Source organism: Streptomyces vastus (assembly GCF_039532825.1).
Classification (GTDB): Bacteria; Actinomycetota; Actinomycetes; order Streptomycetales; family Streptomycetaceae; genus Streptomyces; species Streptomyces vastus.
In genome coordinates, this window is the sequence record NZ_BAAASJ010000099.1 from 234081 (window position 1) to 247659 (window position 13579).

The following is a 13579-nucleotide window of genomic DNA, read 5'->3' on the forward strand; positions in this document are numbered from 1 at the left end:
CAGCAGTGGATCGAGAGGAAGAGCTGTGAGCACCGAGAACGAGGGCAACAACGAGGGCAACGCGGTACCCCCCGCCCCGTCTGCCCCTCCTGTGCCGGTGGACGCTCCCGCTGCTTCCACGCATCCGGAGCACGGAGTTCCGCCGCGACCCGGGTCCCATCCGGAATCTCAGGAGGGCGATCCGACGGCCGTGCTGCCGCCTGTGCCCTCCGGAGCGCCCGACGGCACGAGTGCCGCCCCAGGTGCGGAGCCGGGCGCCTGGCCCCCTCCGCCTCCGTCGGCCACGCCCGCGTATGCGAACGGCGGCTCGGGAGCCGGCTGGGGATCCACGTACCAGCAGCCCGCGCCCAAGTCCGGCGGCGGCCGTGGCGGCCTGATCGCCGCGGTCCTGGTGGCCGCGCTCGTCGCGGGCGGCGTGGGCGGCGGCATCGGCTATTGGGCGGCCGACAGCAACGACTCCTCCACGGGCTCGACCACGGTGTCCGCATCGCAGAGCGGCGGTGACTTCAAGCGCGACGCGGGCACGGTAGCGGCGATCGCCAACCAAGCGCTGCCCAGCACCGTCACCATCGAGTCGGAGAGCGGCAGCGGCGAGGGCGGCACGGGCACCGGCTTCGTCTTCGACAAGCAGGGCCACATCCTCACCAACAACCACGTGGTGGCGGAGGCGGTGGACGGCGGCAAGCTCTCCGCGACCTTCCCCAACGGCAAGAAGTACGACGCCGAGGTGGTCGGCAACGCACAGGGCTACGACGTAGCGGTCATCAAGCTCAACGACGCGCCCGCGGACCTGAAGCCGCTGCCGATCGGCAACTCCGAGAAGGTGGCCGTCGGCGACTCCACGATCGCGATCGGCGCGCCCTTCGGTCTGTCCAACACGGTGACCACGGGCATCATCAGCGCCAAGAACCGCCCGGTGGCCTCCAGTGACGGCAGCTCCAGCGGCAAGGCCTCGTACATGAGCGCCCTGCAGACCGACGCCTCGATCAACCCGGGCAACTCCGGCGGTCCCCTCCTGGACGCGAACGGCTCTGTGATCGGCATCAACTCGGCCATCCAGTCCGCGAGCAACGGCCTGGGCGGCACCGGTCAGTCCGGCTCCATCGGCCTGGGCTTCGCGATCCCGATCAACCAGGCGAGGAACGTCGCCCAGCAGCTGATCAGGACCGGCCAGCCGGTCTACCCGGTGATCGGCGCCTCGGTCTCCCTCGAGGAGGGCACCGGAGGCGCGAGGATCACCGAGGAGGGCGCCGGTGGGGCGGACGCGGTCGAGCAGGGCGGCCCCGCCGACAAGGCCGGTCTCCAGCCGGGCGACGTCATCACCAAGATCGACGACACGGCGATCGACAGCGGCCCCGCCCTGATCGGCGAGATCTGGACCCACCAGCCCGGCGACACCGTCACGCTCACGTACACCCGCGACGGCAAGACCAACACGACCGAGGTCACCCTCGGCGAACGGGAGGGCGACAGCTGACCCGCCACGCCGGCTGACCCGTTAGTCTTGATCCCGCGCCGATCTCTGGTCGGCGCGGGGTGGGTTGCCCGAGCGGCCTAAGGGAACGGTCTTGAAAACGTGTGACGTGAAAGCGTCACCATGAGTGCGGAACCCACCACCTCCGCAGGTTATAGACATTGGGCTGTCTCACCTTGATCCGGCCTTGTCGCGTCGTGGATCAGGGCGCGTGGACCAGACGTGGACCACAACTCGGAGAGAATTGGCAGGTCAGCTCCACGCTCAGCTCAGCGAGCTGCCCGCTGCCACTGGGTGAGCTTGTCGCGTCGGATCTGCGTGGAACGAAGATGCCCCCAAGGCCGGGTCTGGCCCTGGTGGGAAGACGGGGACAGCGCATGGCAGCGCGGCCGGCCAGGGGCTCAGCGCAGCGGAGCTGTTCAGAGTTTCTTTAACTGGATCAAGGCGGCCCGCCTACGGGCCGCGCGCGCTGGCGGCCCGTGGCCGCCGCCGCTCAGCGCGCAACACCGCCAAGGCGGACAGCTGATATGGAGGGCTTGGGTGTCAAGGGACGTGCGGTGTCCGGCTCGACACTCAGGTGCCGGGCCTGGTCTTCGTGCTGTTGGGCCGGTGGGAGAGGGCGTGTGGTGAGGCGTGTCGGCTCGACGCGCGGTCAGGCTGATATGCGCGGGTTGGGTACCGCATGACCGGTTGTGCGTCGGGAGTGTTCCGCGGGTCTAGGGTCGAGCGTGGCCGCGCGGTGTCCGGCGGGGCTGCTCATAGCTGTGCCGCGGGTCCTCCTCGCGCTCGCAATTGCGGCTCTACCGCCACTCAGAGTGGCGGCAACCCGCGCCAACTTGCGAGCGAGGCGCCGGTTCTCCATACGGTCTAGACCAGGAAGAAACCCGGCCGCTCCCAGCACCAGGACCAGGCCGACGCCCAGCAAGCGAGACCGCGCCACCCAACCGCCCACCGTTCAACGCCGCATGGCCCGTATAGCCGCAGCCCGAGCCCAGTTGGCATGCCACGTCGGCAACGCCCAGGCCGGATCGAGTTGCAGTCCGTGACGCATGGAAGAAACGTGGCTGAGGCCGGTACGGGGTTGCTGGAGACACACGTTACGGGTGCTCGTTCGGCGGTCCCGCCGTCGTGGCTGACTTTCGGTGGCTCAGGTCAGAACTGGGCTTCCGCTGGCCGAACCGCAACAGTGATCCTCTCTAACTCGACAACAGGAAGCCGTGGTTGCAGCCGCGCACCCGCATCCGAGCACGCCGACCGCCCCGGTACCATCGGCACCGGGGTCCTGATCAGGGCTTCCACGACCGGACCACCTTACGGCGGGAGGACCGCACCAACCAGCGCGGCCGTGCGTTTCACGCGTTCTGGCTCGCCCGTACGAGGCTTGACCAGGGCAAGCTTGACCAGGCGTGCCACACCGCCACACAAGCCCTGGAACCGCGTCGGCGGTGGCCTCCGAGCGAGTGTCAGGCCATCTCAGGGAGTTCTATGACCAGTTGGCCCCGCACAGACAAGAGCCCGTAGCCCTGGCTTTCGAGGCGAGGCTACGGGAACGTCTCCCACCGGTCAGCGGATCGCTTCATCCATGAGCAGGTACAGGAGACCGACGAGCGATCCACTGCTCACGATCTCGTGGCGGTCGATCATTCCCCGCACCTCCGCGAGGGGGATCCACTCGATGCGGTCGGACTCGTTCTTCTCCGTGGGCGGACCGGCGTAGGTCGCGCCATCCACGCGGAAGACGTGGTGCTGGGAGTCGGTGATGCCATTGGCCGGCTCGGCGTAGATGAGAGGCTTGATGGGGCCAGGGCGCCAGCCCGTCTCCTCCAGGACTTCGCGGGCCGCCGCCTCTTCCGGGGATTCACCCTCCTCGACCAGGCCCATGGGCAGCTCCCAGGCCCACGAGTCCGTAATGAAGCGGTGCCGCCACATCATCAGGACCTCTTGGCGGTCGTTGACCACGGCGGCCACGGCCAGGTGCCGGAGACGAACGACGTGGTACTCCCACCTGCGTCCGTCAGGCTGCTGGACGTCGACCAGACACAGATTCACCCACTTGTTGGTGTAGATCTGTCGCTCACCGTGGGTCTTCCACTCCATACCTGCGGACCCTCTCGATCGGACTCGAGGATCTCAGACAGGTTGAGGAGCGGACGCCGGTTCGGTCGATTTAACGTCAGGTCGACGAGATGGTGGCCAGTGGTCCACTCGGTCGGCTACGCCGTCCAGCTACTCGATGGGTGCTGACAAGCTGACCCAGTGCTGACGCGATGCGGACCCGGCAGCGACGCCCAGTGCAGCGAGGCGGGAGCGGCCTCAGTTCTGTGGCCGTAGGTGGTCGGGCCTGTCAGCGCAGGAGGGACTTGCCGATGATCTCTTTCATGATCTCCGTGGTGCCGGCGAACAGGGTGCTCGTGCGGGTGTCGACGAAGTCGAAGTCCTTGGCGATCTGGTATTCCGTCATGAAACCGTAGTCGCCGTGCAGTTGCAGGCAGCGAGAGACGAGACGCTGCTGGCGTTCGGTCACCCACCATTTGGCCATGGCCGCCTCGGTGTCCGTCAGCCGGCCAGCTGCCAGTTCGCCGACACAACGGTCGGTGAAGCTCTGGGCGATCTCGGTTTCGGTCGCGAGCTCGGCCAAGGCAAAGCGGGTGGCCTGGAGGGAGGACGGAGGCCGTCCGAAGACGAACCGGTCCCGGGTGTAGGCGATGGTCTCTCCTGGGGTCCGTCTTCAAACGGATCTTGCCCAGAGCAGGAATGACGCGAGTGTGACCGCCGCTTCGTAGGAGACAGCGGTCTTCTCGTATCTGGTGGCGATGCCTCGGAAGCTTTTTAGTCGGTTGAAGCAGCGCTCGACTATGTTGCGTTGCCGGTAGATGTCCCGGTCGAACGCCGGCGGCCGCCCGCCGCGGTGCCCCCAGTTGTGCCGGTGACGTCGCTGGTCGGTCTTCTCCGGGATGGTGTGCGCGATACCGCGTTTGCGTAGGTAGCTGCGGAAGCCTCGAGAGCTGTAGGCCTTGTCCGCGATGACCGATCGTCCTTGTGTGGCCGCTGTGGCCTTCGTCGCGGCGCGAGGGCCCTGGCGCATCATGCGGCGCCCCCTCCGCTGACGACTGCTGCGGAGCCGAGTTCTTCCGCATGCAGCCAGGAGTGGAAATAGGCCGTCCGGTCACAGGGGGCGGGTTCCTGCTCGGCCTACCTGCCTCCTGCGATCCCCAGGAGGCGGTCGGGTTGCCGCCAGCCCGGGAGTGGTCCGTCGAATCCCCGCCACCACACCGCCCCCGCCCAAAGCCGCTCGGGCCTGCGGGAAAGACTGCGCCCCGAGGGCCGTCGGCCTGCCATCGGGCCGTATTGATAACAGTACCATTCGGCCCATTAATCATTTGTACAGACCGTGTCCAGAGTTCTTCCATTTCAGTGAAACCGGCTCGCGGAAGCCGTAAATGGATTTCTTATCTGCGTAATATGTCAACCGCAGAATCTGGAGATTCCGCGCGGCCGAGAATCACCGAGATCATTTCCTCAAAGGAGTTGGCCCCTCGATGACGCTAAATATCCCTGACGCGCCTGTACGGCGCACAATTTCGGTGTGGATCGCGGCAGTGACGGCCGTGGTGGTCACCGCCGTCGTCCTCGCGCTGACGCAGACACGCGCGCACGCCGCTACACCGGTTGACCTCGGAGAGAACGCGGTGACCTACGGCGTGCTGGGAGGGCAGTCGGTCACCAACACCGGGCCGTCTGTAGTCTCCGGAAATCTGGGAGTCAGTCCCGGTTCGACTGTCATCGGGTTCCCTCCCGGTACGGTGCTGGGCACGATCCATCAGGGTGACGCCCACGCCGCCCAAGCTCAGGCCGATCTGACAGCTGCGTACAACGATGCTGCGGGCCAGGCCCCGAACGACAACCTCACCGGGCAGGACCTCGGTGGCCTCACGCTGACTCCCGGTGTCTACAAATTCGACAGCTCCGCCCAACTCACAGGCGACCTCACGCTGGACGCCGAGGGCGACCCCAATGCTGTGTGGGTGTTCCAGATCGGTTCGACGCTGACGACCGCGTCCGACAGCAACGTCAACCTCATCAACGGTGCTTCACCGTGCAACGTCTTTTGGCAGGTCGGAAGCTCCGCCACTCTTGGAACCGGCACTGACTTCGTCGGCACCATCATGGCCCTGACGTCGATCACGCTTAACACCGACGCGGACATCAATGGGCGGGCCCTGGCGCGGAACGCTTCCGTGACGATGGACACCAACGACATCGACCTGGGGTCGTGCGGAACCGCGACCACTGGTGGCACCACGGGAGCCACCACTGCCGGAACTGACGGCGGCACCACGGGCGCGACTGACGGCGGCATCACGGGCGCGACTGACGGTGGCATCACGGGCGCGACTGACGGTGGCATCACGGGCGCGACTGACGGTGGCATCACGGGCGCGACTGACGGTGGCATCACGGGCGCGACTGACGGCGGCCTCCTGGGCGGCCTCATCGGCGGCGTCGATGGCGGCGTCCCCGGTGACCACGACCACGGGAAGCCGGACGGCTACGACCACGGGAAGCCGTACGGCCACGACCACGACGGAAAGCCCGAAGAGCACGGCGATGACGGCGGGTACGACGACGAGCCCCGTAAAGACGACGGCTACGACAGCGCTCGTAGCTGAGTCCTGCGTGCGTCCCTGAGGGGACGGGCGGCGCGCGGCGGATCGGTGTCGATTCCGTCGCGCGCCGCCGACGACAGCTTCAGGAGAAGCAGTGAGAGAAGCCGGGATCGAAAGGCCGGGTGGGGCCGTGCTGGATGGCGTTGTGTCGACGGGTACGGACGAATCGACGAACGAATCTGCGGGCAGACCCGCGGACGAATTCAAGCAGGAATCCATGGAACAGTCCCCGGAACAATCGGAGCCTGTGCCGATCCTCCTGCAAGCGCTGACGAGTACTGCCGCGGCCCTCTGCCTGGCGACGGCCCTGGTCCATGTGCTCCTGGTGTTTCTGCACGTGACGCCCACGAACTCGCTCTCCCAGCAATACAGCCGGCAAGTCGATGCATGGGTCCACCCGCTGTTCGAGCAGAACTGGCGACTCTTCGCCCCGGATCCGGAGTCGGTCAACCGACAGATTTCGGTGAGGACCATGCACACTGCCCCGGACGGCGCCACGCGGGTGAGCGGCTGGTTCGATCTGACCGCCGTGGACAACTCCGCGGTGAAGCACAATCCCTTCCCGAGCCATACGGCACAGAACATGCTGCGACGGGCCTGGAGTTCCTACCTCGAAACCCACGGTGGTGACGACCAGCCGCGCTCGCAGCGGGCGCTGATGACGCAGCAATATCTGACCAACATCGCCTCGAAGCGCGTCGCCGCCCACCGTGGCGGGAACTTCGAGGCCATCCAGCTACGGGTGGTCACCCTGCCCATCGCCGCGCCCGCGCCGGCGGGCGGCCCGGCCCCGGCCGCAGCCGCGCCCAGACGTGCCGAAACGCGGTATCTGCCCTGGTGGAAGGTGAAGGTGGACTCCCATGGAAACTGAGCAGGTACCCGCACCGCACCCGCGTGCAGCCGAGAGGGCGGCGGCGGGCGCGCCGCACCGCGCACCCGACCGGAGGCATGCGGGCCTCGGTGTCCTGACCGAACGGCCTGTCTCCCTGTATGCCGCGGCGGTCCTGCGCATCGGATACGGGCTTGTCTACCTCGTCTTCCTGTTGCGCGAGTTTCCGCACCGCGACGAGATCTGGGGTCCGGGATCACCGTGGACGCCGGAGCTGGCGAGACAACTGTTCGACCAGACGGGATGGGTCAGCATCCTCACCCTGTCCGACGATCGAGCCTACTTCGAGGCCTGTTACGCACTGGCCGTCTGCGTATCGGCACTGTTCGCCCTCGGCTGGCGGACCAGAGCGGTGTCCGTGCTGTTCGCGGTCGTGGTCGTGTCGTTCCACGGCAGGGCGATCTTCATGACCGACGGAGGAGACAACCTCATCCTCCTCATGGCCGTCTATCTCGTCTTCACCGCGTGCGGCCGTCGCTGTTCCCTGGACGCGCGCAGAACCTGGCTTCGCGCATCCGCGGCTGCTACGGCGGCCAAGGCCAAGTCCCACCACCTGCCGGTGGGCGGGAAGGCGGGCGGGCTCCGGCATCACCTCCGCGCTTCCCGGCGGACGCTGACCGCCGTGCTGCACAACTGCGGGATGCTCGTCATTGCTGCCCAGGTCTGCTTCGTGTACGGGTCCGCGGGCCTGTACAAAGTGCAGGGCGGGTCCTGGGGCAACGGGACCGCTCTCCACTACGCCCTGAACCTCGACCTGTTCCGGCCCTGGCCCGGACTCTCCCTCATGGCGGACGAGCACGACCTACTGATCGCCATCGCCTGCTACCTGACGGTGCTGTTGCAGGTCGCCTTCCCGTTCGTCCTGTTCGGGCGGCTCAAGTACCCGGTCCTGATCATGCTGTTGGGCATGCACCTGGGTATCGCGGTACTCATGGGACTGCCCCTGTTCTCCGGTGCGATGATCATCGCGGACGCGGTTTTCCTTCCGGACCGCTTCTACCGGGCTCTGGGACGGCTGTGGCGGCGCACCGCTCGGGGGGTGGGTTCCGGAAAAACGGCGGATGTGCCCAGGCCACCCCGTGCACTGGTGCCTGCGCAGAGCGAACCGGCCGGCTGAGGCCGGGCCGTACCAGCGTGTCGGGGTCGTCGACGATCTCGCCCTCGCCGAGGTGGGCTCGCAGCAGCCGTTCGTGCATCTGGTCGCCCAGCCTGTGGGCGGCGGCCAGGTGGCTCAGTCTGTGTGGGCGTCGAGAGCAGGCCTTGGCGTATGAGGACGCCTGGAATTTGCGTACTACATCGAGACGGTCTGCGAACTGCAGGCCACCGACCCCGCGATCGCCGACGTGGTCGCCGACCGCTACCCGGACGCCTCACGCTTGATGCACGTCTGCGAACGCTCCCGCCGCCAAGGACACCGCCCCCGACGCCTGGCGCCGCGGCGTCGCCTGCACACTCGCTGGCCTGCGCACCGAAGCAGCCCACCCGCTCCCCACCAACCCGCTGACCTCGCAGCAGCTGTACGAGGTGATGGACCGCCTCAACGACACGGCGTAACGAGTCCGGCCGCGAGACGGGCGTGGTCGCCCAGGGACGGCTCATCCGTCCCGGGTGGCGTCCGGGTTGATGGCGTTGGCTTGAAAGGCAGGCACGATCAGCGGATCGCGGCATTCCACAACGGTGAGCCCTGCCGTGGATCGGCCGACGAAGCCGGAGGACCCGGCAGTCGGCGGGGCCTGCAGGATCGCCCGGCGGCACCACTCACCGCGAACCCCGCGACGGGGACGGGGACGGGGACGGGGACGGCCAATGATGTAGGGCTTCCTTCTCGCTGGAGACGGTGGAGTGTGGCGCGACGGACTTATGCCCCTCGTCACGTCGTTTTGAAGAACGAGGTCACCATGGAGCCACTGGAAGTCCCCTCTGCCGGGCACGCCGAAGTACGCATCGTGGCCGCGTCCCCCGAAGTCTCCCGTACGGTTGCGGAGGTTCTCCGTCGTTGCTTCGCCTCCGTCGAGCAGCGCAGCTGTCCGGAGGGCAGCGAGGGTGGGACCCGTCTCCACTTCACCGTGGACACCACCCGCCCGGCGGAGTCGGCCCGGTCCTGGTTGGTGACCAGTCAGTCCTCGGAGGATGACCGCGAGCAGACGGACGAGGTCTGAAGCGTTCTCGTCATAAAGGTCGGCATGGCCCCTCATCAGAGGTGTGCAGGGCAGTGTTCACAACCCGCGCCTCACCGGAGCCCGTTCGGCGTCCCAGCGGAGTAGCGTGGAGGCATCGAGAGTATTTCGCACACCGATCGCCATGTCGGTGTCGTTCTCGGCGAGTGACGACACCGGGCCGAGCCTGTGGCAGCGGTCTGGAGACGGGTTCGCGCGATGTCCGCGACCACCGACCTTGCCCCGCTGCGGATGGTGCCCTTCAGGGTTCCGAGCACCCGCCTCGCGCTGAAGCCCATGAGTACGTCCCGACGGGGTCTGGACGGCGCCTGGTGGCCCCGCTCCCGGGACCTGCCAGGCGAACTCTCAGCTCTGGCCGACGTGCTGGATCCTCTGTGGGGACGGATCACCCGGATCGCCGTCAACCCTCAGTACTGGCCGGTCATCCCGCGCAAGGTGCCCGTCAACGGTCATGTGGTGAAGGTCGGTTGGTTCGCGCGGGAGCTGGACCCGTACAAGATCATGCTGCTGTCCTACACCGCCGGCCGGTGGGACCTGCTGGTGATACCGCCGGAGGTCAGCCCCCGGCAGCCGCCCGGCTGATGGCCGCCGCGAGCGACGGCTCCGGCCCGCCGATGACCGCGAGCGAGCTCATGGCGGCGGAACAAGCCCTCCACGGCAGCCCGACGGATCATCGGGCACAGGTTCCTGAATACCGCGTGACGGTCACTCACAGGTGCCTAAAAAGTAGAGATTAAGCCTGGTAGTCAGTGTGGTGACCGTCGATACACCGATGGTTGGGGCCTTGCCCTGCTCGACTGCGCTCGTGCTGTACAGAGCCATGGGGTGGGTATGGACGCGGCACCAGTGGAAGCCCTTTTCCTGCTGGCACAGCCCTAGACTTCCACACGTCGGCGGGACGCCCTGGGCAGCGGAAACAGAGCCCGTGGACCCCGTGTGGACCACGGCCCCCGGCGAGACACCCGGGGCCGGTAGGCTGTACATGCTCCGCCCCAGGTGGGCGGGGCAGAGGTGGGTTGCCCGAGCGGCCTAAGGGAACGGTCTTGAAAACCGTCGTGGCAGCGATGTCACCGTGGGTTCAAATCCCACACCCACCGCCGCAGCTCAGCGTAGGTGCTGGCCAGAAGGGGTGTCTCTCACTCAGAGACACCCCTTCTGCGTGCACCCTCGGGAGCCCCCGCCCCTCCCTCACCCTTGTCGGCCACCCACCAGCCGCCGGGCCGACCCCACCGTCGACCTTGCCTCCCGCTCCGAAAGGCCCACCTGGAGCGCCGCGTCCACCAGCGGTTCGACGAGTTCGTCGCCGATACCGTTCTCGTATGCCCGGCAGGCCGCCCAGAAGAGGCGGGTGTTGCGTTGGCCCTCATGGGCGGCGGCGACGAACTGGACCAGGCCCTGGCCGTGCCCGCCTGCTGAGGAGGGTGTGGGGTGGTGGGTCCTGGGCGGGGGCGTGAGCAGGCGCAGGAGGGCGCGTGGGCAGGGTGCGGGCGCCAGGTGGGAGGTACCCGGAGCCGTGCTGTAGACGCCGTGCGCGGAGCGCGAGCCGGGGCCGACGAGGTAGCCGCCGGCGCCGCGGATGTCGATGCCGGGGGCGAGGCGGCCCGCCGAGTTGGGGACGACGACGTCGGGTGGGCCGGACAGCCACAGGTGGCGGCCGCCGCTGGGGGTCATGACGACGACCGTCTCCGGGATCGTGAACAGGTGGCGCAGGGCGAGTTCGCGCAGCGCCGCCGAGGAGTCGGTGCCCGATTTGGTGTCGAGGTCGATGCCGATGAGGTGGTGTGGCTCCAGACCGCAGGCGATGCCGTAGCCGGTGGCCCAGGGGGCGGCGGCGAAGAGCTCGCGAATGCGTTCCGGTTCGGTCGAGGCGTCGTACACACCGTGCCCGAAGTGACCGCACTCCCCGTGGCAGGGCGGCGCTGTCGGGTCGTCGCGGTGCGGGGAGCGCAGCGCCGGGAGCTTGGTTCGGGACAGCGGGATGACGGCCAGTCCGCGTTCGGCGGCTGACAGCGCGTGTGCAAGGGCCAGCGTCGTGGCCTGCCGGTCGATGGTGGCCATGACTCCATGTTCGTACGAGTGTTCGAAAAAAGGAAGAGGAGGGGGCGGCTTCGTGGAGGCGGTTGTGCCTCGGTTTCGAACGGGGTGTTTCCGGTGACCTTGACAGTCCCCAGAATCTGACGGACAGTCAGAAATCCTTGTTCGTACGAGGTCCGGGAGGGCCGTCGTCGTGCACCTCGCCCCCACCGAGCGCCAGCGACGGCTGCGCGCCGAACTCCGTACGTACTTCCGGGACCTGATGCCTGACGGGCCGCCGCGCGCCACCGATTCGGGTCGGCAGCGGGCGCTTCTGCGGCGCATCGGTATCGACGGCTGGCTGGGGCTGGGTTGGCCGGTGGCGTACGGAGGTCAGGGGCGCGGCGCCGATGAGCAGTTCGTGTTCTTCGACGAGGCCTACAGGGCGGGCGCACCCGTCTCCATGGTCACGCTGAACACGGTCGGACCGACGCTGATGAAGTACGGGACCGAGGAGCAGACGGACTTCTTCCTGCCCCGGATTCTGCGCGGGGACCTCGTGTTCGCGATCGGGTACTCGGAGCCGTCGGCCGGGACCGACCTCGCCTCGCTGCGGACGCGCGCCGTGCGCGACGGCGGGGACTGGATCGTCGACGGGCAGAAGATCTTCACCTCCAACGCGCAGAACGCCGACTGGATCTGGCTTGCCTGCCGCACAGACCCGGACGCGCCCAGGCATCAGGGCATCTCGATCCTGCTCGTGCCCACCGACGCCCCCGGTTTCTCATGGACGCCGATCGAGACGGTGGGCGGGCTGACCACGACGGCCACGTACTACGACGGGATCCGCGTTCCGGCGGGCAATCTCGTCGGCGAGGAGAACGGCGGCTGGGGTCTCATCACCAACCAGCTCAATCACGAGCGGGTCGCGCTCGCGGCGATCGGCATGCAGGCCGAGGACTTCTATGCCGCCGCGCTGACCGCTGCCCGTACGCCCGATCCGGTGACCGGGCGGCGCAGGGTTGACGAGCCGTGGGTGCGATCGAGACTGGCCGAGGCGCATGCCCGGCTGGCGGCATCGCGCCTGCTCAACTGGCGTTTGGTGGGGGACGTCGGGGCCGGTCGGCTGGCGCCCGGCGATGCGAGCGGCGTGAAATTCGCGGGAACCGAATCGACGGTCGCGGTGTATCGAATGTGTCAGGAAATTGTGGGAGCGGACGGGCTGATCCGCTCGGGTTCGCCGGGTGTGTTCGGGGACGGCGAGCTGGAGCGGATGAACAGAGCGGCGCAGATCAACACGTTCGGGGGCGGGGTGAGCGAGGTGCAGCGGGAGATCGTGGCGACGATGCGGCTCGGGATGACGAGGGGGCGGCGGTGAGCGAGGAGTCCGGCGGGGACCTCGACGCACGGCTGAAGGCGTACGAGGGACGGGCGGCAGCGGTAGCGGGCGTGGGCAAGGACCCGGTCAACGAGCCGATGATCCGGCACTGGTGCGAGGCGACGGGAGACAGAAATCCGGCGTATGCGGGGCCGAACGCCATAGCTCCGCCGACCATGCTCCAGGCGTGGACCATGGGGGGACTGTCCGGGCACAAGGGCCGGTCGAAGGCGTACGACGAACTGCTCGGGCTGCTCGACGGCGCCGGGTACACCTCCGTGGTCGCCACCGACTGCGAGCAGGAGTATCTGCGCCCGCTGCGGCCGGGAGACGAGATCACCTTCGACTCGGTGGTCGAATCGGTCTCCGCGCGGAAGACGACCAAGCTGGGCACGGGGTATTTCGTCACGACGCGGATGGATGTACGGGCAGGGAGTCAGCCGGCGGGGACACATCGCTTCCGGATCTTCAAGTACGCACCTGCGACCCGGAAAGCAAGGGCTGCGGAAGATGCGTCACCGGCAACCGAGGCGGCGGCTTCGGAGGCCTCGACGGCGTCACGGCCCCGGCGTCCCCGTCCTGTGGTCAACCGTGACAACGCCGGTTTCTGGGAGGGCGTGGCCCGGCACCGGCTGCTGATCCAGCGCTGCGACGCGTGCAAGACCCTGCGCTTTCCCTGGCTGCCGGGGTGCAACGCGTGCGGGTCACTGGAGTGGGACACGGTCGAGGCGAGCGGCGGGGGGATCGTGTACTCGTACGTCGTGATGCACCACCCGCCCTTCCCGGCCTTCGATCCTCCCCATGCGGTCGGGCTGATCGAACTCGCCGAGGGCGTGCGGATGATCAGCAACGTGGTGGGAGTGCCGCACGACGAGGTGCGGATCGGGATGCCGGTACGCCTCGAATACGAGCGGGTGGACGAGGAGTTGGAGCTGCCGGTCTTCCGTGCTGTCGGAGCCGTCGAGGGGAGTGGGGGCTGAC

General features: G+C 67.8%; 12 protein-coding genes, 1 tRNA gene and 1 pseudogene. 10 read left to right on the forward strand and 4 right to left on the reverse strand.

The window, feature by feature from the left end:
• Positions 1 to 25: 25 nt before the first annotated feature.
• Positions 26 to 1477 carry a S1C family serine protease gene (locus ABD357_RS32630; RefSeq protein WP_344394628.1) on the forward strand — a complete coding sequence of 484 codons (1452 nt, stop codon included), beginning with the start codon at positions 26 to 28 and terminating at the stop codon, positions 1475 to 1477.
• A 1308-nt stretch (positions 1478 to 2785) separates the two neighbouring features.
• Positions 2786 to 3060, forward strand: a pseudogene (locus tag ABD357_RS32635) (hypothetical protein); the annotation flags it as partial.
• Here the strand turns inward: ABD357_RS32635 and ABD357_RS32640 are convergent.
• The 3 genes from ABD357_RS32640 to ABD357_RS32650 all read right to left on the reverse strand — a co-directional run bounded on the left by ABD357_RS32640 (position 3038) and on the right by ABD357_RS32650 (position 4562).
• A complete protein-coding gene (locus ABD357_RS32640) occupies positions 3038 to 3571 on the reverse strand; it encodes an NUDIX hydrolase (protein WP_344394629.1) in 534 nt (177 codons plus the stop codon). The pseudogene ABD357_RS32635 and the gene ABD357_RS32640 overlap by 23 nt on opposite strands.
• Before the next feature lie 247 nt (positions 3572 to 3818).
• The gene (locus tag ABD357_RS32645) at positions 3819 to 4181 is read right to left on the reverse strand and encodes an acyl-CoA dehydrogenase family protein (protein ID WP_344394710.1); all 363 of its coding nucleotides are present in this window, start codon (positions 4179 to 4181) and stop codon (positions 3819 to 3821) included.
• Between the two features lie 21 nt (positions 4182 to 4202).
• Entirely contained in the window at positions 4203 to 4562 is a 360-nt protein-coding gene (locus tag ABD357_RS32650) for a transposase (protein ID WP_344394630.1), read from the reverse strand.
• 496 nt (positions 4563 to 5058) lie between these two features.
• On the opposite strand from ABD357_RS32650, the gene ABD357_RS32655 reads away from it, so the two are divergent.
• The 6 genes from ABD357_RS32655 (at position 5059) to ABD357_RS32680 (ending at position 10304) form a co-directional block, all read left to right on the forward strand.
• Positions 5059 to 6144 carry an ice-binding family protein gene (locus tag ABD357_RS32655; RefSeq protein WP_344394631.1) on the forward strand — a complete coding sequence of 362 codons (1086 nt, stop codon included), beginning with the start codon at positions 5059 to 5061 and terminating at the stop codon, positions 6142 to 6144.
• Positions 6145 to 6235: 91 nt separating this feature from the next.
• Complete coding sequence (locus ABD357_RS32660) at positions 6236 to 7012, forward strand: DUF5819 family protein (RefSeq protein WP_425585099.1); 777 nt, start codon at positions 6236 to 6238, stop codon at positions 7010 to 7012.
• Positions 7002 to 8147: an HTTM domain-containing protein gene (locus tag ABD357_RS32665; protein ID WP_344394632.1), complete on the forward strand. Its 1146-nt coding sequence runs from the start codon at positions 7002 to 7004 to the stop codon at positions 8145 to 8147. The genes ABD357_RS32660 and ABD357_RS32665 overlap by 11 nt, the downstream gene beginning before the upstream one ends.
• A 781-nt stretch (positions 8148 to 8928) precedes the next feature.
• Positions 8929 to 9189, forward strand: a complete 261-nt coding sequence (locus tag ABD357_RS32670) for a hypothetical protein (protein WP_344394633.1) — start codon at positions 8929 to 8931, stop codon at positions 9187 to 9189.
• 216 nt (positions 9190 to 9405) lie between these two features.
• Positions 9406 to 9789 (forward strand): DUF5994 family protein, encoded by a 384-nt coding sequence (locus ABD357_RS32675; protein ID WP_425585101.1) that lies wholly within the window; start codon positions 9406 to 9408, stop codon positions 9787 to 9789.
• Positions 9790 to 10217: 428 nt separating this feature from the next.
• A tRNA-Ser gene (locus ABD357_RS32680) sits at positions 10218 to 10304 on the forward strand.
• Between the two features lie 91 nt (positions 10305 to 10395).
• Here ABD357_RS32680 and ABD357_RS32685 read toward each other — a convergent pair.
• Positions 10396 to 11265 carry a bifunctional DNA primase/polymerase gene (locus tag ABD357_RS32685; RefSeq protein ID WP_344394634.1) on the reverse strand — a complete coding sequence of 290 codons (870 nt, stop codon included), beginning with the start codon at positions 11263 to 11265 and terminating at the stop codon, positions 10396 to 10398.
• A gap of 169 nt (positions 11266 to 11434) precedes the next feature.
• Between ABD357_RS32685 and ABD357_RS32690 the strand changes: the two genes are divergently transcribed.
• Complete coding sequence (locus ABD357_RS32690; RefSeq protein ID WP_344394635.1) at positions 11435 to 12598, forward strand: acyl-CoA dehydrogenase family protein; 1164 nt, start codon at positions 11435 to 11437, stop codon at positions 12596 to 12598.
• Positions 12595 to 13578 (forward strand): bifunctional MaoC family dehydratase N-terminal/OB-fold nucleic acid binding domain-containing protein, encoded by a 984-nt coding sequence (locus ABD357_RS32695; protein ID WP_344394636.1) that lies wholly within the window; start codon positions 12595 to 12597, stop codon positions 13576 to 13578. The genes ABD357_RS32690 and ABD357_RS32695 overlap by 4 nt, the downstream gene beginning before the upstream one ends.
• The last annotated feature ends 1 nt before the right edge of the window (position 13579 follow it).

What these genes read in the sequence shown, in the direction of transcription:
- ABD357_RS32640 (WP_344394629.1), bottom strand. Translation starts at nt 3,571, where the DNA reads ATGGAGTGGAAGACCCACGGTGAGCGACAGATCTACACCAACAAGTGG.
- ABD357_RS32650 (WP_344394630.1), bottom strand. Translation starts at nt 4,562, where the DNA reads ATGATGCGCCAGGGCCCTCGCGCCGCGACGAAGGCCACAGCGGCCACA.
- ABD357_RS32665 (WP_344394632.1), top strand. Translation starts at nt 7,002, where the DNA reads ATGGAAACTGAGCAGGTACCCGCACCGCACCCGCGTGCAGCCGAGAGG.
- ABD357_RS32670 (WP_344394633.1), top strand. Translation starts at nt 8,929, where the DNA reads ATGGAGCCACTGGAAGTCCCCTCTGCCGGGCACGCCGAAGTACGCATC.
- ABD357_RS32675 (WP_425585101.1), top strand. Translation starts at nt 9,406, where the DNA reads ATGTCCGCGACCACCGACCTTGCCCCGCTGCGGATGGTGCCCTTCAGG.
- ABD357_RS32685 (WP_344394634.1), bottom strand. Translation starts at nt 11,265, where the DNA reads ATGGCCACCATCGACCGGCAGGCCACGACGCTGGCCCTTGCACACGCG.